The sequence below is a fragment of the Saccharothrix tamanrassetensis genome, assembly GCF_014203665.1.
GTDB classification, from domain to species: domain Bacteria; phylum Actinomycetota; class Actinomycetes; order Mycobacteriales; family Pseudonocardiaceae; genus Actinosynnema; species Actinosynnema tamanrassetense.
The window spans coordinates 153,586-177,683 of the sequence record NZ_JACHJN010000013.1 but is presented as its reverse complement, the minus strand read 5'-3'; the positions used below and the strand labels follow the sequence as shown (position 1 = coordinate 177,683).

The 24,098-nt window shown below is 70.9% G+C and carries 18 protein-coding genes and 2 pseudogenes; 7 read left to right on the top strand and 13 right to left on the bottom strand.

The features are described from left to right. Positions 1-6: 6 nt before the first annotated feature. The 6 genes and pseudogenes from FHS29_RS37915 to FHS29_RS32500 form a co-directional block, all read right to left on the bottom strand. Positions 7-831, bottom strand: a pseudogene (locus tag FHS29_RS37915) (FAD-dependent oxidoreductase); the annotation flags it as partial. A gap of 25 nt (positions 832-856) precedes the next feature. Further along, on the bottom strand, positions 857-1,048 hold the full coding sequence (locus tag FHS29_RS37285) for an FAD-dependent oxidoreductase (protein ID WP_312865196.1): 192 nt from the start codon (positions 1,046-1,048) through the stop codon (positions 857-859). Between the two features lie 140 nt (positions 1,049-1,188). Continuing rightward, on the bottom strand, positions 1,189-1,965 hold the full coding sequence (locus FHS29_RS32515; RefSeq protein ID WP_184697628.1) for a GntR family transcriptional regulator: 777 nt from the start codon (positions 1,963-1,965) through the stop codon (positions 1,189-1,191). A gap of 58 nt (positions 1,966-2,023) precedes the next feature. Beyond that, a complete protein-coding gene (locus FHS29_RS32510; RefSeq protein ID WP_184697625.1) occupies positions 2,024-2,845 on the bottom strand; it encodes a glutamate ABC transporter substrate-binding protein in 822 nt (273 codons plus the stop codon). 147 nt (positions 2,846-2,992) lie between these two features. Then, positions 2,993-5,650, bottom strand: coding sequence for a bifunctional acetate--CoA ligase family protein/GNAT family N-acetyltransferase (locus FHS29_RS32505; RefSeq protein ID WP_184697622.1), 2,658 nt, complete (start codon positions 5,648-5,650; stop codon positions 2,993-2,995). 2 nt (positions 5,651-5,652) lie between these two features. Beyond that, positions 5,653-6,840, bottom strand: a complete 1,188-nt coding sequence (locus FHS29_RS32500) for an acetoin utilization protein AcuC (RefSeq protein WP_184697619.1) — start codon at positions 6,838-6,840, stop codon at positions 5,653-5,655. A 163-nt stretch (positions 6,841-7,003) separates the two neighbouring features. Between FHS29_RS32500 and FHS29_RS32495 the strand changes: the two genes are divergently transcribed. Then, on the top strand, positions 7,004-7,618 hold the full coding sequence (locus FHS29_RS32495; RefSeq protein ID WP_184697616.1) for a DUF3558 family protein: 615 nt from the start codon (positions 7,004-7,006) through the stop codon (positions 7,616-7,618). A 663-nt stretch (positions 7,619-8,281) separates the two neighbouring features. Here FHS29_RS32495 and FHS29_RS32490 read toward each other — a convergent pair. Beyond that, the gene (locus tag FHS29_RS32490) at positions 8,282-9,130 is read right to left on the bottom strand and encodes a sulfurtransferase (protein WP_184697614.1); all 849 of its coding nucleotides are present in this window, start codon (positions 9,128-9,130) and stop codon (positions 8,282-8,284) included. A 62-nt stretch (positions 9,131-9,192) separates the two neighbouring features. Here FHS29_RS32490 and FHS29_RS32485 point away from each other — a divergent pair, with 62 nt between their 5' ends. From FHS29_RS32485 to FHS29_RS32470, 4 genes are read left to right on the top strand one after another with little or no spacing between them, the layout of a single operon-like run. Further along, complete coding sequence (locus FHS29_RS32485; protein ID WP_184697610.1) at positions 9,193-9,900, top strand: iron-dependent transcriptional repressor DtxR; 708 nt, start codon at positions 9,193-9,195, stop codon at positions 9,898-9,900. Beyond that, positions 9,897-11,069 (top strand): galactokinase, encoded by a 1,173-nt coding sequence (gene galK / locus FHS29_RS32480; protein ID WP_184697606.1) that lies wholly within the window; start codon positions 9,897-9,899, stop codon positions 11,067-11,069. Before FHS29_RS32485 ends, galK begins: the two co-directional genes overlap by 4 nt. A gap of 31 nt (positions 11,070-11,100) precedes the next feature. Continuing rightward, positions 11,101-12,069: a UDP-glucose 4-epimerase GalE gene (gene galE / locus FHS29_RS32475; protein ID WP_184697603.1), complete on the top strand. Its 969-nt coding sequence runs from the start codon at positions 11,101-11,103 to the stop codon at positions 12,067-12,069. Then, a complete protein-coding gene (locus FHS29_RS32470) occupies positions 12,069-14,102 on the top strand; it encodes a S9 family peptidase (RefSeq protein WP_184697600.1) in 2,034 nt (677 codons plus the stop codon). Before galE ends, FHS29_RS32470 begins: the two co-directional genes overlap by 1 nt. 412 nt (positions 14,103-14,514) lie before the next feature. On the opposite strand, the gene FHS29_RS32465 is transcribed toward FHS29_RS32470, so the two are convergent. Continuing rightward, entirely contained in the window at positions 14,515-15,192 is a 678-nt protein-coding gene (locus tag FHS29_RS32465; protein ID WP_312865195.1) for an aminoglycoside phosphotransferase family protein, read from the bottom strand. A gap of 346 nt (positions 15,193-15,538) precedes the next feature. On the opposite strand from FHS29_RS32465, the pseudogene FHS29_RS32460 reads away from it, so the two are divergent. Beyond that, positions 15,539-16,244 (top strand): annotated as a pseudogene (locus FHS29_RS32460) (IS110 family transposase); the annotation flags it as partial. Between the two features lie 151 nt (positions 16,245-16,395). Here FHS29_RS32460 and FHS29_RS32455 read toward each other — a convergent pair. From FHS29_RS32455 to FHS29_RS32445, 3 genes are all read right to left on the bottom strand, one after another. Further along, positions 16,396-17,970, bottom strand: a complete 1,575-nt coding sequence (locus FHS29_RS32455) for a DUF4192 domain-containing protein (protein WP_184697597.1) — start codon at positions 17,968-17,970, stop codon at positions 16,396-16,398. A gap of 181 nt (positions 17,971-18,151) precedes the next feature. Further along, complete coding sequence (locus FHS29_RS32450; protein ID WP_184697594.1) at positions 18,152-18,907, bottom strand: M23 family metallopeptidase; 756 nt, start codon at positions 18,905-18,907, stop codon at positions 18,152-18,154. A gap of 93 nt (positions 18,908-19,000) precedes the next feature. Continuing rightward, a complete protein-coding gene (locus tag FHS29_RS32445; RefSeq protein ID WP_184697591.1) occupies positions 19,001-20,848 on the bottom strand; it encodes a Xaa-Pro dipeptidyl-peptidase in 1,848 nt (615 codons plus the stop codon). A gap of 159 nt (positions 20,849-21,007) precedes the next feature. On the opposite strand from FHS29_RS32445, the gene add reads away from it, so the two are divergent. Then, positions 21,008-22,015: an adenosine deaminase gene (gene add / locus FHS29_RS32440; protein ID WP_184697589.1), complete on the top strand. Its 1,008-nt coding sequence runs from the start codon at positions 21,008-21,010 to the stop codon at positions 22,013-22,015. Here add and FHS29_RS32435 read toward each other — a convergent pair. Continuing rightward, positions 21,990-23,138, bottom strand: a complete 1,149-nt coding sequence (locus tag FHS29_RS32435) for an MFS transporter (RefSeq protein WP_184697586.1) — start codon at positions 23,136-23,138, stop codon at positions 21,990-21,992. The two genes, add and FHS29_RS32435, sit on opposite strands and share 26 nt — an antisense overlap. Further along, positions 23,138-24,040 (bottom strand): alpha/beta hydrolase, encoded by a 903-nt coding sequence (locus tag FHS29_RS32430; RefSeq protein WP_184697583.1) that lies wholly within the window; start codon positions 24,038-24,040, stop codon positions 23,138-23,140. Before FHS29_RS32430 ends, FHS29_RS32435 begins: the two co-directional genes overlap by 1 nt. Positions 24,041-24,098: the final 58 nt, after the last annotated feature.

The window sequence follows — 24,098 nt, the reverse complement described above, 5'->3', positions numbered from 1 at the left end:
TCCGGTCACCAGCCACACGCCGGGCTCGACCTTCGAGCGGTGCACGACCCGCGTGGTGTCCCGGCACTGCGCGTAGACACCGGCCCAGCGGCGGGCGATCCGGGGCAGCGGCCGGCCGAGGATCCGCTCGGCCACCTCGATCAGGTGCCCGTACGGCGCGTCCTCGGTGTCGAACGGGAAGGGCTCGTCGTAGCCGTGGGTGTCGCCGATGGTCAGGCTGCCGTCCAGCCGCTGCACGAGCAGCAACTGCATGGCGTGCTCCCGGGCCACGGCGGGCTGCGGCTGTTCGCGGTTCAACGCGTCCAGCGCCGCGCCCTGGTAGGCCGGGTAGTAGCGCAGGCTGTCGCCGTCCGCGACGGACGTGGTCAGCGGTTCGTCCAGCGGCTCGGTCTGCATCATCCGCAATTGCACCCGCCGCACCGGCACGCCACCGGTCAGCTCGCGGACCACTCCGCCGAGCCACGCGCCCGTGCAGAGGACCACCACGTCGCCCCGGTGCTGCACGCCCTGGTCGTCCACGATCCGCCCGGAGCCCACCGAACGCACTTCACGGCCGGGCAGCCACGTGTACCGGCCGGTCGACTCCAGGAGCGCCCGCAGCGCTGGCTGCGCGGTCCGGGGTTCCACCGCGGCGTCCTGCGAGCACCACAACGCACCGAGCAGGTCGCCTCGCAGCGCCGGGTTCACCGCACGCGCCTCGGCGGCGTCGAGCAGCCTCAGACCCCGCTCGCCGGCGTCCGACCGGGCTGCGGTCTCGGCGGCCACGGCCAGTTCCAGCGGGGTCCGCAGCACGGTCAGCGAGCCGTTCGCCCGGAAACCGAGTCCCGGCATCCGCGACCCGAGCCGTTCCCACAGCTCACGGGCGCAAGGCGGTGTCCAGTTCGGCACCCGCCGCGCGTCCACCGACCCAGACCAGGCCGAAGTTGCGCACCGAGGCTCCTCGGGCCTCGGGCTCCCGTTCCAGTTGGACCACTTCGTGGCCGCGTTCCACGGCCTGCCAGGCGTGCATGGTTCCCAGCACGCCTCCACCAATGATGAGCACTCGCACGCCGGGAACGGTGCGTGGCCGGCACGAACCGATCGTGTCCCCTCAGCGACCTGAAGGTGAGCGCGAGATGTGGGCTAGATGAGTTACCTCACCGTTACAAAGCACTGTGTGAGCAGCGCTTCAGAGGCGGACGGGCCAGCTCAGGCGTCCGCACGGAGGCGTGCCATGAAGCTGAACCGGTCTCCCCGGAACAGCGACCGCACCCGCTCGATCGGCACGCCGTCGTCGTCGATCGACACCCGGTGCAGCAGCAGCATCGGCAACGCGGGGTTCGTGCCGATCAGCAACGCCTCGCGCGGCGTCGCCAGCACGGTCTCCACCCGCTCCTCGGCCTCGTCGAACACGACCCCGAGCCGGTCGGTCAGGCACGCGTACAGCGAGGTGGTCGGGTCGAACACGTCCAGCAGCGTCGGGAACCGCGACTCGGGCAGGTAGGTCGACTCCAGCCCCACCCGCTCGTCGTCGGCCAGCAGCACGCGCTCCAGGTGGATCACCCGGTCACCGCGCGAGACCTTCAGGTCGCGCGCCAGCACCTCGTCGGCGGGCAGGTGTTCGACGGTGATCACGCTGCGCCCCGGGTCGACGCCCTGCCGGCGCATCCCCTCCGTGTAGCTGACCAGCGACAGCGGCTGCACCAGCTTCGGCGGCGCGACGTAGGTGCCGCTGCCCTGCCGGCGCTGGAGCTTGCCCTCCAGCACCAGCTCCCCCACCGCCTGGCGCAGCGTCACGCGGGACACCGAGAACCGCTCGGCGAGCTCGCGCTCGGAGGGCAGCGCGGCCCCCTCCCCCAGCGCCTCGATGAGCCACAGCAGCTCGGTCTTGACCGCGTAGTAGCGCGGGATCCGACCGTGCTCGGGGATACCGGCGCGGACCGGTCCGTCCGCGCGGTACTGGGGGACGAAATGCGAAGCAGGCACCCGGCGAGCCTACGACCTCGAACCCGCCGGTCAGACCGCTATCGGGGTGGGTCGTCCGTCACGGAACGATCTTGGGTGGTTCCGGGATCGAGTAGCCCGACCGGCCGACGTTCGCCTCCAGTGACCTGCGCCACTCGCCGGAGTCGATCATCTTCTGAACGGCGGCGGTGACCTTGGCCTTGCCGTCGGCGTCGCCGCGCCGGATCCCGATGCCGTACTCCTCCTTGCTGAACGGCTTGCCGACCACCCGCAGCAGCTCCGGGTTCTGCGCCGCGTAACCCGCGAGGATCACGTCGTCGGTCGTCATGGCGTCCACCTGCTCGGCCAGCAGGGCGGTGACGCAGTCGCTGAAGTTCGGGTAATTCACCAGTTGCACGGCCTGGGCGAACCGGTCCTTGACGTACTGCGCCGAGGTGGTGTTCTCCACCGAGCACAGCTTGACGCCCGCGGTGAGCGACTCCGGACCGGTGATCTCCGTGTCGGTGAGCCTGACCAGCAGGTCCTGCCCGGCCACGAAGTACGGCCCGACGAAGTCGATCACCTCCTTGCGCTTGTCGGTGATCGAGTAGGTGGAGACCACCAGGTCCGCCTTGCCCTCGGTGAGCAGCGTCTCCCGCTGGGACGGCGTGGCCTCCACGAACGAGACGTCCTTCGCGCCCAGCTCGTTGGCCACGTACCGCGCCACGTCGACGTCGAAGCCCTTGAACACGCCGTCCAGCCGCCGCACGCCCAGACCGGGTTGGTCGTAGCCCACGGCGATGACCAGCTTGTTGGCACTCGCCTTCCCGAGGACGGTCGTGTCGTCACCGGAGGAGCACGAGGCAAGGACCAGCGCGGCGGAGCACGCCGCAACGAGGGCGCGCAGCGATGCCAGTGCCATTCTTCCCCTTTTCGGGTCCTCGTAGATGCCGGAAACCTAAGCGGCGACAGTGTTTCCGTCCATAGTCAACGACGTAATAGGTTCGCCGGGATCGATTAAGAACGACGGTTTCGCATCGATCAAGCGCCTTCGGCTGACGCAAAGCGCTCAACGGGGTGCGCCGGGTGAGCGCAGTCGGCGCGGTCCGGTGTCGTGCCGGGACGGGGGCGGCCCGAGGGTGAGCCGGGCGCTGCTGACGTAGGCGCCCGCCGCGCTGGCGAGCACCGGCTCCAGCGCCAGCTCCCGCACTTCGGGGAGGTCCTCGGCGAGCGCGGCCAGCCGCAGCACCAGGTCTTCCAGCGCCCGCAGGTCGGCGGATTCCCCGCCGCGGTAGCCGGCCAGCAGCGGGGCGGCCTTCGGTGCGCGCACCAACGCCTTCGCGTCCGTCTCGGTGAGCGGAACGGCGCGATACGCACGGTCACCGAGCAGATCACTGACCACACCGGACAGACCGAACGACACCAGCGTGCCGAACGAGGGGTCGTCCTGGAGCCCCATCACGCACGAGATTCCCTTGGGAGCCATGCGCTGCACGTACACGTCGGGTCGTTCGGACACCTCGGCCAACATGTCGTACGCCGTGCTGACGGCGTCGTCGCCGGTGAGGTCCAACCGCACACCCACCAGGTCGTTGCGGTGGCGCAACCGCTCGTCGGTGGACTTCATCGCGACCGGGTAACCGAGTTCCTTCGCGGCGGCCACCGCGTCGGCGGCGGAGTCGACCACCCGGAACGGCACGACTTCCACGCCGTAGCAGGCCAACAGCCGCACGGCGGTGTCGTCGTCCACGTGCTGCTCGCCGGTTTCGTCCAGCCGCAGCGACTCGACCAGTCGGTGCGCGGCAGGGGCGTCGATCCCTTCCGGACGAACGAAATTCCCCTGCGGGGCGGAACGCCAGCGGGCGTAGCGGGTCGCTCGCGCCAATGCGAGAACAGCCCGTTCCGGGCTCGGGTACGACGGCACGGACCCACGTCCCGGCGCGCCACCCGGTCCGGGCACGGCCAGTTCGTCCGGCACGCCTTCCACCGCGAGGAACGTGGACACGATCGGCTTGGTCCCGGCCACGTCCCGCAACGCCCGCGCGAAAGCCGTGCCCGGCACGGCCAACGGCGGCACGAACACCACGACCAGTGCGTCCGTGTCGGGGTTGCTCAGCGCGTCCTGCACGGCCTTCGCGAACGCCTCCGGCCCGGCCTGCGCGCCCACGTCCACCGGGTCGCCCGCGAGTTCGAGGCCTTGCGCCAACGCGGTGTCGGCGGCCAGCAGGCCGATCGCGGTCGAGTTGCCGACGACGGCGACCCGGGGGCCTGCGGGCAGCGGTTGGTGCGCGAGGAGCAACGCGGTGTCGAACAGCTGGGCCAACGACTCGACCCGGATCACGCCGGCCTGTTCGAACAGCGCCTGCACGCTCGACTCGTCGACCGGGACGGAGGTGGCCGCGAGGGCCGGTGTGACGGCGTGCCGGCCGGACTTCACCGCGACGATCGGCTTGGTGCGACCGAGCCGGCGGGCCAGCCGGGCGAACTTGCGCGGGTTGCCGAACGACTCCAGGTAGAGCAGGACGACGTCGGTCGCCGGATCGGTTTCCCAGTACTGCAACAGGTCGTTGCCGGAGACGTCGGCGCGGTTGCCCGCCGAGACGAAGGTCGACAGCCCGAGGCCGCGCGATGCGGCGGTGGCGAGGATGGCGGTGCCCAGGGCGCCGGACTGGCAGAAGAAGCCGGTGCGGCCCTGGACGGGGAGCTTGGGCGCCAGGGTCGCGTTGAGGCGCACGGAGGAGTCGGTGTTCAGCACGCCCAAGGCGTTCGGACCGACCACCCGCATACCGTGGGCCCGTGCTTCGGCGGCCAGTCGGCGTTCCGCGGTCAGGCCTCCCGGACCCGTCTCGCCGAAGCCGGACGTCACCACGACGAGAGCTTTCACGCCCTTGGCCAGACAGGCGTCCATGACCTCGTCCACGCTCGCGGCGGGCACGGCGACCACGGCGAGGTCCACGTCGTCCGGGATCTCCAGGACCGACGGGTAGGCGCGGACACCGCGCACCGACCGGTGCTCGGCGTTCACCGGGTACACCGGGCCGTGGAAGTCGCCCGCGAGGAGGTTGGCCAGCACGGCGTGGCCGATCTTGGTGTGGTCGGTGGAAGCGCCGATCACCGCGATCGACCTGGGGTTGAGCAGGTTGTGCACGCTGCGCGCCTCGGCCGCCTGCTCGCGGGCGCGGGCCACCGCGACCGACTCCTCGGTGGGGTCGATGTCGAACTCCAGGTGCAGCACGCTCTCCTCGAACGCGCGGCTCACCGAGTAGCCCGCGTCCCGGAACACCCGCACCATCTGGCCGTTCTCGGCGAGCACCTCGGCGGTGAACCGGCTCAGGCCGCGTTCCCGGGCCGCCGCCGCCAGGTGCTCCAGCAGGATCGAGCCCAGGCCGCGCCCCTGGTGGACGTCCTCCACCACGAACGCCACCTCGGCCGAGTCGCCGCCGCCCAGCCGGTCGTAGCGGCCGACCCCCACGATGTCGTCGCCGAGCAGGGCGGCGATCGCGACCCGGTCGACGTGGTCGACGGTGCTGAAGCGCACGACGTCACGCTGCGGCATCCGGGGGTACGGCCCGAAGTAGCGGTAGTAGCGGGTGCGCTCGGACAGCCGGCCGTGGAACGCGAGCAGCTTCTCCGCGTCGTCCGGGGTGATCGGGCGCAGGTGGACGGTGCCGCCGTCGCTGAGCACGACGTCGGCCTCCCAGTGCCGCGGGTAGTCGTAGGGGTCCACCGCTAGTCCCTCGGGTCGTCGGGGTCCAGACCGTGCAGGGGGAACACCGCGCGCCGGGTGTCCCGCACCGCCGCATCCAGCGGCGAGTGCGCGTCACCGCCCCACGGCTCGAACGCCACGTCGGCGCCGTCGGACATGGTCGACGGCAGCGGCCAGTCCGGCGCGCGGCCGGACGCGTGGGCGATCCAGTCGGCGGGCAGGCGGGTGTCGGGGTCGACGTCCCGGTCCAGCACCGTCGCCAGGAGGTGCGTCCAGGACCGGGGTACCACGCGCAGCAGTTCGTACCCTCCCCCGCCGAGGGCGAGCCACCGGCCGCCGGTGATCTCCTCGGCCAGGGACCGGAACGTCCGGTAGATCTCGCGGTGCCCGTCGACGGTCAGCGCCAGGTCGGCCAGCGGGTCTTCGTGGTGGGTGTCCACACCGCACTGGGTGACCAGCAGTTGGGGGTGGAACGCCTTCAGCAGCGACGGCACCACCGCGTGGAATGCCCGCAGCCAGTCGGGATCGCGGGTGCCGGGCGGGAGGGCGACGTTGACGGCGGTGCCCTCCGCGCCCTTGCCGCCGAGTTCGGACGGGCGGCCGGTGCCGGGCCACAGGCTCAGCGGGTTCTGGTGGAGGGAGACGGTGAGGACGCGCGGGTCGTCGTAGAACGCGTCCTGCACGCCGTCACCGTGGTGCACGTCGGAGTCGATGTAGGCGATCCGGTCGAAGCCGTTGTCCAGCAGCCACGAGATCGCCACGGAGCAGTCGTTGTAGACGCAGAAGCCGGCCGCGTGATCGCGCATGGCGTGGTGCAGGCCACCCGCGATGCTCACCGCCCGCTTCGCGGCACCCGACGCGATCTTCCGCGCGGCGGCCAGTGAACCGCCCACGACCAGCGCGGACGCCTCGTGCATCCGGTCGAACACCGGGTTGTCGGCGGTGCCCAGGCCGTGCCCGACGTCCCAGCCGGCCAGCGGCGCGGCCTGCACGGCGGACAGGTAGGAGGGTTCGTGGACGCGTTCGATCTCGGCGTCCGTCGCGGGCAGGGGCGCGATCAGGTCGACGCCGTCGAGCACACCGAGCGCGCTGGCGAGCCGGACCGTCAGGTCCAGCCGGACCGGGTTCAGCGGGTGGTCACCGCCCAGGTCGTAGGACAGGAAGGACTCGTCCCAGACCACAGCGGCTTCCCTACCGGTTTCGGCGCCCATGTCCGGCAACCTAACCCACGCCACGACGGGCGGTGTGATCACAGGTTGGTGGATCCCGGCATGACGCCGGCGCGGCAGGACTTAGAGTCTGGCTGGACGAAGCGGGCCAGGATTGCGGCCATCGAGGATGGAACCCCGCGCGTCGGAACGGGGTCAGACACACATGCACCTGCGACGAGCCTCCACCCTGACGGCCACCCTGACGTTGGCCGCCGCGCTCGGTCTCTCCGCGTGCGCCACCACGGTCGCCGGCTCGGCGGTTCCGGTCGCGGGCGGCGTGAGCACCGGCAAGACCACCTCCGGCAAGCCTTCTTCGACCAAGTCGTCGACCAGCGGGAAGAAGCCCTCGTCCACCGGCTCCCCGACGTCGGCCACCAAGCCCGCCGGCAAGGTGAAGATCGGCACGAAGAAGAAGACCGAGGGCTACGAGGACTGCGACGTCCTCACGCCCGAAGAGGTGGCAACGGCCATCGGCGCCAAGAAGGCCGGCGAGAAGGGTTGCGTGCAGAGCACCGAGGACCCGTTCGCAGTGGTGCTCTTCATGGTCACCTTCGCCGAATACGAGGGCGAGGCCCGCGAGATCGAAGTCGGCGGCAACACCGCTTACGAGGTCAAGGAGAAGGGCGGCGACTGCTCGGTCATCGTCATGCTCACCGACGACCCGGACGAGATCACCCCGGCCTTCCTCGCCAGCGTGACCCCCATCGACTCGTTCGACCCGTGCGCAGTGGCCCTCAAGCTGGCGACCAAGGCCTTCGAGAAGATCCCCAACGCCTGACCGGAAGCCCGAACACCACCCACGACCCACCGCGCACGCACCCTCCGCCCACGCGCGCCCGTGCCCCGCACACACAACTTCAGTCCGCACGCACTCGGGCCCCCCGCACAGACCTGGCCTCGTGTTCTCCCCGTATGGCCTGCCCGCAGGGCAACCACGCTTGTCCGGGTAGTGCAAGCACGCTTCACCGCTTGCACTACCCGGACAAGCGTGGTGGTCTTTGACAGGTCATGCGGGGAGAACACGACCGCCCTTTCTTTGCTTTTCCTCCCCGGAGGTCTGCCAAGCGGCGAGCGTCGCTTTTAGCTTCTGGTCCGAGAACTAAAAGCGACCCGAAACCAAGTCTCTGACCGCTCCCGCTGAAAAGAAAAAAGAGTCCTCGCCGGACGGGCAGACCACCAAGGATCCCTCAAAAGCCAAAGCATAAAAGATACGAGCAGGCTGTGTGTCATCCCCGCATGTCCTGGTCAAAAGACAACCGCGCTTGTCCGGGGAATGCAAGCGAAAAGCGTGCTTGCATTCCCCGGACAAGCGCGGTTCGCTGCGCGCAGGCCATACGGGGATGACACACAGCTCGACCGGAGGTGTGCGCTGCGCGCCCGGCTTCAAATGGGGCGGACGGGTGCGTCGGGTATGTGTGCAGAGGGCGAGTGGTGGCGGTCGCTAAGGGGTGGGGCCGGTGGCGACTTCGCGGCTCGGGTCTACGCACCAGTGGGACCACGAGCCTGCGTACAGTTCGGCGGGCTTGTCCGGGGTGGTGATTCCCGCCACTTCCAAGGCCAGCACGACCGACGACGCCGTGACGCCCGAGCCGCAGTAGGCACCCACGCGTGCGTCGGGGCGTGCGCCAAGGGCTTGGAAGCGTTCGGCGAGGGCGGTCGGGCCCAGCCAGCGGCCGTTGCTGTCCACGTGCCCGGACGAAGGGGCGTTGAGGGCTCCGGGGATGTGGCCGGCGCGCGGGTCGACCGGTTCCGTTTCGCCCTGGTAGCGCTGAGGTGCCCGAGCGTCGAGCAGCACGCCGTTGCGGGCCAAGGCCGCGGCCTCGTCTGCGTCGACCACGGGCATGGCGCCTGGTGTGACGGTGATGTCGCCGGGCTCGGCGGTCGGGATCTCCTTCGACACCGGGCGACCTTCGGCCACCCAGGCGGCGAAGCCCCCGTCCAGGACCGCCACCTCGGTGTGACCGGCCCAACGGAGGAGCCACCAGAGGCGGGCCGCCACCGAGCCGTCGGCTGCGTCGTAGGCCACTACCGGGTGACCTTTGCGGATGCCGGCGGAGCGCAGCACGCGCTGTAGGTCCTCGGTGGACGGTAGGGGGTGACGGCCTCCCGCACCCGGCGCGGAGGACAAGTCCGCGTCCAGGTCGAGGTAGTGGGCACCGGGAACGTGCCCGACCTCGTAGTCTTGACGTCCCGGGGGTCCGCCCAGGCGCCAGCGGACATCCACCACCTTCGGGGGAGCGGCGCCGGCCAGCGCAGAGGCCAGGGCTTCAGTGCTGATCAATGGATGCACGGCACCATCCTGCACCCGTCACCGGGCGACTAGCATTGGCACCATACGTAAGGGGAGCGGGTGTGAACGACCTCATCGACACCACTGAGATGTACCTCCGCACGATCTACGAGCTCGAAGAAGAAGGCGTTGTCCCTCTGCGTGCCCGGATCGCCGAGCGCCTCGGCCAGAGCGGCCCCACGGTGAGCCAGACGGTGGGCCGGATGGAGCGCGACGGCCTGGTGGTCGTCGCCGACGACCGCCACCTGGAGCTGACCGAGCAGGGTCGCGGGCTGGCCATCGCGGTGATGCGCAAGCACCGGCTCGCCGAGCGCCTCCTGGTCGACATCATCGGCCTGGAGTGGGAGCACGTGCACAGCGAGGCCTGCCGCTGGGAGCACGTGATGAGCGAGGCCGTCGAGCGCAAGCTGGTCAAGCTGCTGGGCAACCCCACCACCTCCCCCTACGGCAACCCCATCCCCGGCCTGGACAAGCTGGGCGACGGCGACCCCGCGCCCCCCGCCGAGGCCGGCCTGGTCCGCGTCGACGAGGTGGCGCGGCGCGGCGGCGGTCGGGTGGAGGTGCGGCGGATCGCCGAGCACGTGCAACTGGACCCGGACCTGATGGCCGAGCTGAAGGCGGCCGGTGTGGTGCCCGGTGGCACCGTGGACATCGACTCGATGGGCGGGGCCAAGGTCGTGCAGGTGCGCGGCAACGGCACGATCGCCGAGTTGGACCCGTCGGTCGCGCACGCCGTGCTGGTGCAGGCGGTGCTGGTGCAGGTTCGGTGAGTCCGGCCCGCCGGAACCAGGCACAGCGCGCCGCCGACGCGTTCGGAGAACTGCACGGCACCGCTCCCCACGGGGTGTGGTCCGCGCCCGGTCGGGTGAATCTGATCGGCGAGCACACCGACTACAACGACGGCTTCGTGCTGCCGTTCGCGCTGCCCCACCGGACGGCGGTGGCCGCGTCGCCGCGGGCCGACGGCGTGCTGTCGGTGTCGACGCTGGGCGACGACGGCCGCTTCCGGCACGCCGCCCCGGTCGCGGTCGCCGACCTCGAACCCGGTGGTGTCTCCGGGTGGGCCGCGTACCCGTCGGGGGTGGCGTGGGCGCTGCGCGCGGAGGGCCTCACCGGCGGTGCCGACCTGGTGATCGCGGGTGACGTGCCGTCGGGCGCGGGGCTGTCCTCGTCGCACGCGCTGGAGTGCGCGGTGGCGCTGGCGCTGCTCGGCCTGGCCGGGGTCGCCGAGGACCGGCCGCGGATCGCGCGCTGGGTGCAGCGCGCGGAGAACGACTTCGTGGGCGCGCCGACCGGCCTGCTCGACCAGACCGCGTCGCTGCTGTGCACCGAGGCGCACGTGCTGTTCCTGGACGTCCGGTCCGGCGAGTCCGAGCAGGTGCCGTTCGACACGGCCGCTCAGGACCTGGAAGTGCTGGTCATCGACACGCGGGCGAGCCATTCGAACACCGACGGCGGCTACGGCGCGCGTCGGGCGGGGTGCGAGCGGGCCGCCGCGCTGCTGGGCGTGCGCGCGTTGCGCGACGTGGGGATCGCGGAGCTGGACGAGGCGCTGGGCAGGCTGCCCGACGAACTCCGGCCGCTGGTCAGGCACGTGGTGACGGAGAACGAGCGGGTGCTGCGGGCCGTGGACGCGTTGCGCGCCGGCTCGCCGGCCGACCTCGGGCCGCTGCTGGAGGCGTCGCACGCGAGCCTGCGCGACGACTACCGGGTGTCCTGCCCGGAACTGGACGTGGCGGTGGCCTCGGCCTCGGCCGAGGGCGCGTTGGGCGCGCGGATGATCGGTGGCGGGTTCGGCGGGTCGGCGATCGCGCTGGTGCCCGTCGACCGGCACGAAGCGGTGGTGCGGCGGGTGCTCGCCGGCTACGCGGAGCGTGGCTGGGCCACGCCCCGGACCTTCCCGGCCGTGCCCTCGGCGGGCGCGGGACGGGACCACTGAACAAGCGGACACTACGAAAGCGGGGATCACGGTGAAGCTGCTGGTCACGGGCGGTGCTGGGTACGTCGGCAGCGTGTGCGCGGCTCGGCTGGTCGAGTCGGGTCACGAGGTGGTCGTGCTCGACGACCTGTCGACCGGGCACGCCGACGCGGTCCCCGACGGGGTCCGGCTGATCGCCGAGAACATCGACGACGTGATCGGCTCGGTGCTCGCCGAGGGCTTCGACGGCGTGCTGCACTTCGCGGCGAAGTCGCTGGTCGGCGAGTCGCAGCAGGACCCGGCGAAGTACTGGCAGGGCAACGTCGTCACGTCGCTGCGGCTGCTGGACGCGATGCGCGAGCACGGCACGCCGCGCCTGGTGTTCTCCTCCACCGCCGCCACCTACGGCGAGCCGGACCAGGTGCCGATCGTGGAGACCGCCCCGACCCGGCCGACCAACACCTACGGCGCGACCAAGCTCGCGATCGACCACGCCATCACCGGCTACGCGACCTCGCACGGCCTGGCGGCGGTCAGCCTGCGGTACTTCAACGTGGCGGGCGCGTACGGGCGGTTCGGCGAGCGGCACGCGACCGAGACGCACCTGATCCCGATCGTGCTCCAGGTGGCGTCGGGCAAGCGGGAGAAGGTCGCCATCTACGGCGACGACTACCCGACCGAGGACGGCACCGGCGTGCGCGACTACATCCACGTGGTGGACCTGGCCGACGCGCACCTCAAGGCCCTGGCGCACGCGACCGGCGGCGAACACCGCATCTACAACCTGGGCATCGGGGTCGGCTTCTCGGTCCGCCAGGTGATCGACGCGTGCCGTGAGGTCACCGGCCACCCGATCCCGGCGGAGGTGTCGCCGCGCCGCTCGGGCGACCCGGCGGTGCTGGTGGCGTCCGCCGAGCGCGCCCGGACCGAACTGGGGTGGAAGGCGGAGCGGGTGGACCTGACCGGCATCGTGCGCGACGCGTGGGAGTTCACCCAGGCCCGGTCCCGGCAGGAGGTCTGATGAGCGGCAAGATCCAGGCCGGCGACTTCGCCGACCTGTCCGCGTTCAACGCGCTGCCCCGGTTGGGCTCGCTGGCCCTGTCCCCCGACGGCACCCGGCTGGTGACGGTGGTGTCGGAGCTGTCCCCGGACGGCAAGACTTGGCAGGGCGCGCTGTGGGAGGTCGACCCGGCGGGCGAGCGCCCGGCGCGCCGGCTGACCCGGGCCGCGAAGGGCGAGTCGAGCCCGGCGTTCACCCCGGACGGCTCGCTGCTGTTCCTGTCCGCCCGCCCCGACCAGGAGGCGAAGCCCAACGGGGGCAAGGCGAAGGACAAGACCGCGCTGTGGCTGCTGCCCGAGGTCGGCGAGGCCCGCGAACTGCTCCGCCCGACCGGCGGCGTGGAACGGCTGGCGGTGGCCCGTGACACCGGGGCGCTGCTGCTCACCGCCGGCGCGCACCCGACCGCGGAGTTCGGCGAGTCCGACGAGGAGCTGCGCAAGTCCCGCGAGGACGCCGGCGTCACCGCGATCCTGTACGAGTCGTACCCGATCCGGTACTGGGACGCCGACCTCGGCCCGACCTACCCCAGGCTGCTCACCGGGTCGTTCGACCCGGCGGGTGAACGCCTGGACCCGGCGGACCTGGTCGACCTGACGCCGGAGGCGGCCACCAGGCTGGACGACTCCGCGGCGATCAGCCCGGACGGCCGGTGGGTCGTGCACACCGAGCGGGTCGACGTGAGCGCGTACTACGGCGCGCGGGTCCGGCTGCGGCTGTCGGCGGCGGACGGCACGTCGAGCCGGGTGCTCGCGGACGTCGACGGGCACTCGTTCGCCCAGGCCACGTTCCTGCCCGACTCGTCCGGCGTGATCGCGATCCGCACGTACGACTCGACGCCGGACCGGCCGTGGCGCAACGCGCTGGTGCGGATCTCCCTGGACGGCACGATCACCGAACTCGCGCCGGACTTCGCCGAGGAAGCCGAGCACCCGGTGGTCAGCCCGGACGGCGCAGCGGTGTACTTCACCAGCTCCCACCGCGGCCACCAGCCCATCTGGCGGCTGGACCTGGCGTCCGGCGACCTGATCAAGCTGACCGCGACCGGCGCGTACAACGACGTGCAGGTCGGCGCGGACCACGTCTACGCGCTGCGCAACGCGTTCGACCACTCCCCGCAGCCCGTGCGCCTGGAGTTGGCGGAGCCCGACCAGCGGGCCGTGCCGCTGCCCGCACCGGGCGTGGTCGAGTCCCTGCCGGGCACCCTGACCGAGATCGAGACGGTGGTCGCCGACGGCCGCACCGTCCGCGCCTGGCTGGTGCTGCCGACCGGCTGCTCCCCGGAGCAGCCCGCGCCGCTGCTGCTGTGGGTGCACGGCGGCCCGGTGATGAGCGCGAACAGCTGGAGCTGGCGCTGGAACCCGTGGCTGATGGCCGCGCGCGGCTACGCCGTCCTGTCGCCGGACCCGGCGCTGTCCACCGGCTACGGCCCGGAGTTCATCGAGGCGGGCTGGGGCAGCTGGGGCGCCGAGCCGTACACGGACCTGATGGCGATCACCGACGTGGCCGTGCGCCGCGACGACATCGACGACAGCCGCACGGCCGCCATGGGCGGCTCGTTCGGCGGGTACATGGCGAACTGGATCGCGACCCAGACCGACCGCTTCAAGGCCATCGTGACCCACGCGTCGCTGTGGCACCTGGACGCGTTCACCGGGAGCACGGACGACTCGTACTACTGGATCCGCGAGATGGGCGACCCCCTCCGGCAGCAGGAACGGGTGAGGGCGAACTCACCGCACCTGAGGGTGGCCGACATCAAGACCCCGATGCTGGTGATCCACGGGGACAAGGACTACCGGGTTCCGATCGGCGAAGGGCAGCGGCTCTACTTCGACCTGGTGCGCCACGGCGTACCGGCGAAGTTCCTGTACTTCCCGACCGAGAACCACTGGATCCTGACCCCCGGCAACGCGAAGGTCTGGTACGAGACGATCTTCTCCTTCCTGGCTCAACACGTCCTGGACGAGCCCTGGCACCGCCCGGACCTCCTCTAGCCGCGCGACCCGTCCAGCCGCCCGACACCGCTATGGCCGGCTAGGGAGGGGCGGTGCACCCAATCGCCCCTCCCGAGCCGACACACCGGTCCACTGTGGACTGTTCGGCGCCGGGTCGGACCGCGTTGCCGGCCGGTTGAGGATGTGCGTCGCACGGCCGTCACACCGAGGTCACCCGGCCGGGCCCGGGACTCGTCCCGGGCCCGGGACTCGTCCCGGGCCCGGTGGGGCTACGTCAGGCCTTGAGCACCGACAGGCCGACGTCCCAGGGCTGGTGTGCCAGGCGGCCGGTCGGTGCTCGTGCGGGGTGCGCGGTTGCGGTGCAACGATTGCGACCGACGTCCCGCAACGTGCCGGATCACGACAGCCCACCGGTTCACCACAGCCCGCAGGTTCACGACAGGCCGCCGGATCACGACAGACCACCGAACAGCTCCCGATTGGCCCGACTCCACTCGACCTTGCCGCGAAGGTCGTCCAGCACCCCACCGTCCACCCAGGACCGCTGAGGCTCGACCCCGTGCCGGGCGAGCGATTCGACGTCCCGGATGGTCTGCTCCTGCCGCCGGACGACGGCGTCGACCAAACCACCGGTGTCCGAGAGCCCGTACGCCTCGGCGAAGATTTCGATCCGGCTCCACCGGTCCGGCGGCCCCGCGAACCCGAGCCACCGCACGGCCTCTTCGTCGCTCCGGAACGGCGCGACGAACTCCAGCGCGTACGCCACGTCGTCCAACGGGTCACCGGGCCGGGCGAAGTCGAAGTCCAACAACCCCACCGGCACCAGCCCGTCCCAGACCACGTTCCACGGCCCGAAATCACCGTGGCACACCACGCCGCCCGTCACGTCGGCAGGCAGTGCCCACGCCGCGTCTTCGGGCACCACGAACCCCCGCGACGCCTCGTGGAAATCCCGCAACAGCCGGGCAAACCCCCGCAGCCCCTCATCCGGAACGACCCGCGCCCACCCATCAGCCCCGGAGTCGCCCGGGATGTGCGTCAACACCTCCCGACTCCCGGTCAACCCGAGCGGCTTCGGAACCCGGTCGAAGCCGACGCTGTGCAGGTACTCCAGGAACGCATGGACCACCGGAGTCCACCACCCGGCCGGCCGCACCACTCGCCCACCACCGACGACGATCTCTCGCTCCCCCACATCTCCGGACCCTAACGGCCCCGTTACCTTCTTCGTGGGTTCTGATCAAGAAGCTGTGGTCGCCGGGTCCGGCATGACTTACGCCCCCAGTCGAACGCATGACCCGGGGGTGGTGGTGTCACCGGACCCGGTGGCATCGCCGGACCGCTCATAGGGACACGGCCACCTTTGGGTAGATCTCGTCGTAACGTGGCTGCCGGCCGACGATGCCCGACCCGCGACCACACCGCACGAGACGGAAGACACCCGGCATGACCAGCGGCTACCAGGTGTTCCTCGGCCTGGACGTGGGCGAGGGCGAACACCACGCCGTCGCCCTGGACGCCACCGGAAACGACTGCGCGACGCCCACGTCATCGCCGACGCCGCCCGAACCCTGCCCCACACCCTGCGCGCGGTCGACACCGGCGACGAGACACTGGCCGAACTCGGCGTGCTGGGCGGCTTCGAACGACGACCTGGCCGCGAGGCCACCCGCATCTCCAACCGCATCCGCGACCTGCTCACCGGCATCCACCCCGCATGGGCGACAGACTGGTCGAGCAGATTTGGACCGCCCTGGACGAGCAGACCGTGACCGTTCCCGGCACCACGGCCGCCGACACGGTCCTGCCCAGGCTCGCCGACAGCCTCAAAACCGTTCTCCACCAACGCATAAGCGTCGCCGACGAGGTCGAGGGGATGCTTGATGCGCACCGTCTCGTCCCGGTCACCCGCCGCTCCGGCTCGTCGATCAAGGGCGAGCATCCGGCGCGGACCGGCAACCGCAAGCTCGAAGCGCGTTCTTCCTCGCCGCCTTCGCAGCCCACTCCGACCCGACCAGCCGCGCCTACTACCAGCGCAAACGCGACGAGGAGAAGAAACACAACGCCCCGATCCGCCTGGCCCGACGACGCTGCGACGTCCTGTCCGCCATACCTGCATCAAAACCCACGACCGACAACCCGACCCGCTCCCACCCCTGCTGCGGCTTGACAACCACATAGGGACACCCCCGGCTTCCGCTCCCGGTTCGCGGAAACCGCGCTCGGTAAGAGGGAACGCCGCCGGTACTCACGACCGCCGCGCCGGTGAAGGTGACCAGGGTTGCCCCGGTTCCATGGGCGGATGCGCCGCAAAGGCTGCGCGCTCGGTGTGTCAGCCGGTCTTCTCCTCTCGGTCGAGGTCGTCGGTTGGGCGGTCGCCGGCGGCGGGGAGGACGTCTGTGGACGGGGCGCACGCGGGCGGGGCGCTGGTGGTGCCGGCGGTGGTGGTGTCGTCTGAGTTGAGGGCGCGGCGGTCGGGAGCGGCTGTGTCCGGGGAGGTTGTGGCGACGGGACCTCCCTCGCTGTGGTCCGGGTCGGGAGTGCCTGTGGCGGCTACATCCCGGTCGGCGCCTGCCCGGTCGGCGCGGGCCGAGTCTTCGGCAGCCGAGTCGTCGGAGGCGAGATCGTCGCGGGCCGAGCTGTCGTGGGATGGATCGTCGTGGACCGGGCCGTCGTGGGATGGATCGTCGTGAGCCGGGCCGTCGTGAGCCGGGCCGTCGTGAGCCGGGCCGTCGTGAGCCGGGCCGTCGCGCGCCGGATCGTCAGCGGCCGGATCGCTGCGGGCCGGATCGTCACCGATCGGCGTGTCGCCGACCGAGGTGTGACCGCTCGGGATGTCGCCGGCTGAGGTGTCGTCGACCGGGGTGTCGGGGCTCAGGTCTTCCTCGGTGGGGAACCAAGGGGCGCCGGCGGCTCGTTCCGCCAGTTCTCGGACCGTTGTCGGTGACATTCCGTTTTCCAGCGCCGTGCGCAGCAGCACGGACAGGCGGTGGCCGGGTAGGGCTTCCTGGGCCCGGTCCAGTGCCATCAAGGCCAGTGCGCCATCCCCCCGGATGTAAGCCGAGAACGCCAGCAGCGCCGCCGGTTCGGCCATTTCCGGGTGCGGTGTCGCACGGGTGAGTTCGGTCCACAGGCGTTCGGCGGCGATGGCGTGTTCGCCGATCGCGTCGGCCAGGCTGGCGTCCCGCACCCAGAGGTCGGACAACGCGTATGCGAGATTCGCTATCTCCTGGTCGGTCAGCGGGCGGGCCCGGTCCTTTGTCCTCGCCACCTCGGCTCGGACCAGGTTCCGGTGGCGGAGCATGGTTCTCGGGTCGTCGTAGTCGTGGGCTTCGGCCTCGGCGGCCAGCTGGTCGAGCAGGGCGGACCGGCGGGTCAGGGCTTCGGCCGGGTCCGGGGCGAGGGTGGCGGCCAGGGCCGCGCGGTCCCGGTGCGTCACGAAGCCCTGGACCACGGACTTCGCGGCTACGGCGGTGGTGGTCGGGTCCGGGACCGTCCCGGTGTCGCCGAGGTCGTGGTAGCTCACCCACCGGGAGCCCTTGGCGGTGGCCGGGCACCAGATCGAGCAGGTCACGGGGACGCCCGCGTACGCCAACGACGCCTCCAGGTGCGCCACGAGGTGTTCCCGGGGCAGGTCTTCGGGTGGGTCGCCGCGTCCGCCGCCGATGACCAGCGCGACCACCCGGAGGTCGGGGTGGCCCCGCAACGGCATGGCGAGTTCGTCGGCGACCCTGCGGTCGTTGCGCGTGTGCGGCAGGTCGATCCGGAGCGTCTGGGCGATCAACCCTCCTTGCAGCAGGATCAGGATCAGGGAATCGACGGGGTGGAATCCGATCAGGTACGGCAGTGCGGCGATCAGGTCGCCCGGAGTGCGGAGCCGGCCGCCGGATTTGGTGAGGGATGTCATGGGGTCGATCTTGGACTTGGATTTGCCGGAGTGCCACCTGCGCTCTCCGATATGTGGACAACTCGGCGGCGTCACCCATTCGTGGAACCGACAGACAAGCCCGTAGCGGACGCGTATACGAACCACATAAGAAAACAACTCCCCCCTTACGCAGTGCACAAGGGGGGAGCGGCAGAGAAAATCAGCAGGAGGGCGCGACCCGACCGTCAGAGCCCGTATACACGTACGCGTCGGAGATGTACCCGGACCCGATCCGGTCCCACAGGCTGGTGGTGCCGTACTTGCCGGTGACCGACTGCCCCTTGGCCTGGCAGCGGATCGTCACGGTGGAGCCGCTGGCCACGGACCCCACGGCCGCGTAGCTGGTCCCCGGACCGGAGCGCACGGTGACCGCCGCGCCGGTGTCGGTCCCCACGGTCCCGGTCACACCGCTGCACGAGTTGCGACTCGTGTAGCTGCGCGTCCCCCAGTAGTACGCCTGGGCACCGTTGAACACGGCCTTCTGGTCCGCGCCGTTGAGCCTCTGCTCGTAGTGCAGGTGCGGGCCCGTCGATCCGCCCGTGGTGCCGACGTTGCCGATCTGCTGCACGAGCCGCACGGACTGCCCGACGCTCACCCGTTGCGCGGACAGGTGCGCGTACCGGGTCCGCCAGCCGCCGCCGTGGTCGATCTCGACCCACCGGCCGTAGCTGGTGCTGCCCTCGTTCGCGACCCTGGTCACGGTGCCCGCAGCCGACGCGACGACCGGGTCGCCGTCGTCGTTCGCGCGGTTGAAGTCCACCGAGTTCGCGGGGCTGTGGTTCGTCCGGGTCTGGCCGTCCCACACCTGGTTACACGGGAACGGGAGCTGGAAGTTCGGCGCCGCCGCGGCCTCGCCCTGCGTGAGAGCGAGACCGAACAGCGGCGCGGCGAGGACCGTGGCGAGCAAGCGGCGCATCTACCGACCTCCTTGACGACTGGGTGTGGCGATCGGACCACATCCAGTTGTCAGGTGGAATACTCACCAGGTAGTCAGTTGGTGAATTTGTCACTAACCAATCGAACGGCGCAGCGCCGCCGGGCCGCCGACCACGGGGAGTTCCACCACCGTGGACGTCAGGTCGACGGACAGCCCCGCACCCGGCTTGGGCCGCAGCGTGTAGTCGTAGTCACTGGAGATCACCACGAACTCCAGCGAGTGCCCGGCGGGCACGACGTAGTCCTGCGGCTGCAACTCGACCTCGATCCGGTACTGGTGCCCCGGCGTGATCGGCTTCGTCCTCGACGGGTTGTTGCGGTTCTGCGGGTCGGTCCACCCACGCGTGATCACGTGGCTGGTCCCGTCCGGCGCACGATCCACCAGCAGCGCCGTCACGTTCGCCGCCGGCCGGTCGAACGACACCGCGAGGTCCACCCGCGGCGTGCCGGACAGCCGCAGCGGCGTCGCCGAGGCACCGGTCGCGTAGGACAGCCGGTTGCCGGAGCTGGGCAGGTCGACCAGGTCTTCGGCGAGCTTGGACGAGTCGTCACGCAGCGACTCCACCACGGGCCGTCCCGGCACGGCCGACGACCGCAGCGCGCCCTTGGACGAACCACCGGCCCACGGGAACAAGCGGGCGGTCGACGTGCCCGGAGCGGGCCAGTCGGCCTCGTCCACCCACGTCGTCCTGTCCTCACGCTGGATGGTCGACTTCGGCTCCTTCTCGATGCCGTTGTCGAGCCCGTACAGGTAGTGGCTGAACCACTTGTTGATGGTGCGCCGCCACTCCGCGGACCGCAGCGTGTCCGGGTCGGTGTGGCCGGACTGGTGCAGCCAGATCTTGTGCTCGACGCCGTTGCGCCGCAACGCTTCGTACCACTGCGCCACGTGCTTGGTCTTGACGTTCCAGTCGCTCAGCCCGTGCACGGCGAGCACCGCCGCACGGACCTTGGAGGCGTCCTTGACGTAGTTCCGCTCGTCCCAGAACGGGCTGTAGTCGCCGGTCACCCGGTCCTGGTTCCGCGCGACCTCCGCGATCACCGGCTTGCAGATCTCCCGGTCCGACCGCGTGTAGACGTACTCGGCGAGCACATCGAGGTCCTCGCCCTGGTACGTGCCGGGCGCGACGACCGCACCGTCCGCGCGGTAGTAGTCGTACCAGCTGGAGATGGCCGCGATCGGCACGATCGCCTCCAGGCCCGCCACCCCGGTCGACGCCACGGCGTTGGGCAGGGTGCCGTTGTACGACACGCCCATCATGCCGACCTTGCCGGTGGACCAGGTGGCCTTGACGGCGGCGCCGGACGCGTCGCGCGCCGGAGCCCGTCCGTTGAGCCAGTCGATGACCGACTTCGACCCGATGGTCTCGTTGCGACCGCCCGAGGTGGGGCAGCCGCTGGACTTGCCGGTGCCGAGCGATTCGGCGTACACCACGGCGAATCCGCGCGAGACGAAGTACGCCTCGTACCGCGTCGAGGTGATGGGAGCGGCGTCGGGACCGACGGCCGCCGCGATCCGCTCGTCCGCCTGGGCCTTCAGCACCGACCCGTCGCGCTTGTCGTGGCCGCCGCGCCGGTTGGGCACGTACAGCTCGACGTCGACGTTGTGGTTGGCCACCTCGTTGCCGCCGGAGAAGTACGGGCTGTTGAAGAACACCACCGGCACCTTGAGGCCGCGGTCGGTGGCGGTCTGCCGGACGACCTCGGTGTAGACCTCGTCGTCCCGGCCGTCGCGGTCGCTGTCGACCGGCGCCCGCACCCAGACGCTCTCCTTCACCACGTCCTTGGCGTCGAAGACGGGTTGCGCCTCGCCGTCCTTGAACACCGGGCCTTCCGGCGCGGCCGAGGCCACCGCGGGCAGCAGGCCCAGCGGCAGCGTTGCCAGAGCCGCCAGCACCACGGCTCGACGAACACCCTTCACGGCTGTTCCCCCATCATGTCCAGGACAGGTTTCGTGCAGACCCTTCCCCCACCCCGCAAGACGTGTCAAGAGCCCGTCCAGTCCATTGTGGACGACCCGGGCAATACCCGCCGATCGGCTCTTGACCAGCGCTGACCGGACGTGCAGACTCCCCGCGCCATGCTTGGATTCATCGCCGCACTGCCCAAGGTCGAGCTGCACGTCCACCTCGTGGGCTCAGCGTCCCCCGACACCGTGCTGACGCTCGCCCGCCGGCACCCGCACCGCGGCGTGCCGACCGACGAGGCGGAACTGCGGCAGTTCTACGAGTTCACCGGTTTCGGCCACTTCATCGACGTGTACGCCAAGGTCAACGCACTGGTGACGACAGGTGACGACGTGGCCGCGCTGGTGCTGGGGCTGGCCGAGGAGCAGGCGCGGCGCAACGTCCGCTACGCCGAGGTCACGGTGAGCGCGACCAGCCACCTCCGGGCGGGCATCGCGCCGGAGGAGCTGGACGAGGCCCTGGCCGGCAGCCGGGCCGAGGCGTTGGCGGAGCACGACGTGGAACTGGCGTGGGTGTTCGACGTTCCCGGCCTGTGGGATCGCGATTTCGGTCTCACGACCGCCCGGTACGCCATCGACCACCGCCCGGCGGGGACGGTCGGCTTCGGGTTGGGCGGTTTCGAGGCCGACGCGCCGCGCCGGGCGTTCCGCGAGGCGTTCGCGCTGGCCCGCGACGCCGGCCTGCACTGCGTGCCGCACGCCGGGGAGACCACCGGTCCGGACCAGATATGGCAGGCCGTCGACGACCTGAACGCGGTGCGGGTGGGGCACGGGACGAGCGCCGTGCGCGACCCGGAACTGCTGGCGCACCTCAGGGACCACCGGATCACCCTGGAGGTGTGCCCGACGTCGAACCTGCGCACGGCGGCCGTGGCCCGGATCGAGGACCACCCGCTTCCCCGACTGCTGGAGGCGGGTGTGCCGGTCACGCTGGCCACGGACGACCCGGGCATGTTCCACACCGACCTGAACCGCGAATACCTGCTGTGCCACGAGGAGTTCGGCCTGGGCCGGAGCGAACTGGCGGACCTCGCCCGCGCGGGCGTGCGCGCCAGTTTCGCCTCCGACCAGCGGAAGGCCGAACTCCTCGCCGGGATCACCGCGACCGAACAGGCGTCCTGACCCGTCCGCTCGCGATCGCCACACCGAGCGCCGCCAACGCCATCAGCGCGGCCACCCAGTTCGGTGCGGTGTAACCGAATCCGGCGTCGATGGCGACGCCTCCGAACCACGCGCCCGCCGCGTTGCCCAGGTTGAACGCGGCGATGTTCGCCGCCGAGGCCAACGCCGGAGCACCCTCGGCCTGTTGCAGCACCCGGGTCTGCAACGGCGCGACGGTCGCGAACCCGGCCACGCCGAGCAGGGCGATCGTGATCGCGCCGAGCAACTGCGACTGGGCGGTGAACACGAAGGCCACCAGCACGGCCGCCAAGGCGGCCAGGATCGCGTACAGGCTCGGCATGAGGCTCCGGTCCGCCGCACGCCCGCCCACCACGTTCCCGACGCACAACCCGGCCCCGAACAGCACCAGCAGCCACGTGACCGCGCCCGGCGAGAACCCGGCCACCTCGGTCATCATCGGTGCGATGTAGGTGAACGACGCGAACACCGCGCCGAAGCCCAACGCGGTGGTGCCCAGGGCCAGCCACACCCCGGGCCGCCGGAACACCTCCAGTTCGCCGCGCAGTCCGTCCGACGCGGGCTGCGGCGGCACCAGGGCGATGATCCCCACCAGTCCGACGACCCCGAGGAGCGTCACCGCCCAGAACGTCGAGCGCCAGCCGAACTCCTGGCCCAGCGCGGTGCCCATCGGCACGCCCAGGACGTTCGCCACGGTCAACCCGGTGAACATCAGCGCGATCGCCCGCGCCCGCCGTTCGGGCGCGACCAGCCCGGACGCCACCACCGCGCCGACGCCGAAGAACGCCCCGTGGCACAGCGCGGCCACCACGCGGCCGACCATCAGCAGGGCATAGCTGTCCGCCACCGCGGACAACACGTTGCCGAGGATGAACAGCGCCATCAGGCCGACCAGCAGCTTCTTGCGCGGCAGGCGTGACCCGCCGGCGGTGATCAGCGGTGCGCCGACCACGACGCTCAGCGCGTAACCGGACACGAGCAGTCCGGCCGACGGGATCGACACGTTCAGGTCGGAGGCGACCTGGGGCAGCAGACCGACGATCACGAACTCCGTGGTGCCGATGCCGAACGCGCCGATGGCCAGGGCGACGAGTGCGAGCGGCATCAGAGCTCTCCCAGCCAGGACGTGATCTCTTCGAGCAGCACACCCAGTTCGTCCAGCAACCCGTCCATGATCACGAAGCCGTGGATCGTGCCGTCGAAGTGCCGCACGTGCACCGGAACCCCGGCCGCCGCCAGCTTCTCGGCGTAACGCTCGCCGTCGGAGCGCACCGGGTCGTGCTCGGCGAGGCCCACGAACGCGGGCGGCAGACCGTCCAGCGACGCCCGGAGCGGGGCAGCGAGTTCCGTCGGCTCCTGTCCGTTCAGGTAGTGCGACCAGAACCAGCGCATCGCATCGCGCCGCAGGCCGTGGCCGACCGCGTTGTCGGCATAGGACTCGGTGTTGAAGTCGGTGTCGAGCGGCGGGTAGACCAGGATCTGGAACGCGAGCCCGGGGCCCGCCTCACGCGCCTTCAGCGTCACCGCTGCGGCCAGGGTGCCGCCGGCGCTGTCCCCCGCGATGCCGATGCGTTCCGGGTCGACGCCGAGTTGCCGGGCGTGGTGGAAGAACCACGCGGTGGCGGCGTAGCAATCGTCCAGGGGGATCGGGAACGGGTGTTCGGGGGCTTTCTGGTAGTTCACCGCGAACACGGCGTGCCCGGTGGCGTGCGCCAGCCGCCGCAGCGGCACGTCGTACACGTCGAGATTGCCGATCACGAAACCACTGCCGTGCAGGAACACGATCGCGGGGAACGGCCCGTCGCCCGACGGGTAGTAGACGCGTGCGGGCAGGTCGGCCGTGGGGCCGGGCACGAACAGGTGCTCGATCCGGGTCGGCAACGGCTCGCTCTGGAACCCCAGGTGCCCCAGGAAGGCTTGCCGCGCGTCGTGGACGGTCGACCCCTCCACCGGGGGCGCGCCCGCGGTCTTCTCCAGTGCGGCGCGGGCTTGTTCGTTCAGTGCCATGAAGCCATCGTGTGATCCGTTCATCCATAAGTCCAAGGCATGTTCCTTCTCAAAGCCA

What these genes read in the sequence shown, in the direction of transcription:
- FHS29_RS32430 (WP_184697583.1), bottom strand. Translation starts at nt 24,040, where the DNA reads ATGGCACTGAACGAACAAGCCCGCGCCGCACTGGAGAAGACCGCGGGC.
- FHS29_RS32500 (WP_184697619.1), bottom strand. Translation starts at nt 6,840, where the DNA reads ATGGGCGCCGAAACCGGTAGGGAAGCCGCTGTGGTCTGGGACGAGTCC.
- FHS29_RS32495 (WP_184697616.1), top strand. Translation starts at nt 7,004, where the DNA reads ATGCACCTGCGACGAGCCTCCACCCTGACGGCCACCCTGACGTTGGCC.
- FHS29_RS32450 (WP_184697594.1), bottom strand. Translation starts at nt 18,907, where the DNA reads ATGCGCCGCTTGCTCGCCACGGTCCTCGCCGCGCCGCTGTTCGGTCTC.
- FHS29_RS32470 (WP_184697600.1), top strand. Translation starts at nt 12,069, where the DNA reads ATGAGCGGCAAGATCCAGGCCGGCGACTTCGCCGACCTGTCCGCGTTC.
- FHS29_RS32510 (WP_184697625.1), bottom strand. Translation starts at nt 2,845, where the DNA reads ATGGCACTGGCATCGCTGCGCGCCCTCGTTGCGGCGTGCTCCGCCGCG.
- add (WP_184697589.1), top strand. Translation starts at nt 21,008, where the DNA reads ATGCTTGGATTCATCGCCGCACTGCCCAAGGTCGAGCTGCACGTCCAC.
- FHS29_RS32435 (WP_184697586.1), bottom strand. Translation starts at nt 23,138, where the DNA reads ATGCCGCTCGCACTCGTCGCCCTGGCCATCGGCGCGTTCGGCATCGGC.
- FHS29_RS32455 (WP_184697597.1), bottom strand. Translation starts at nt 17,970, where the DNA reads ATGACATCCCTCACCAAATCCGGCGGCCGGCTCCGCACTCCGGGCGAC.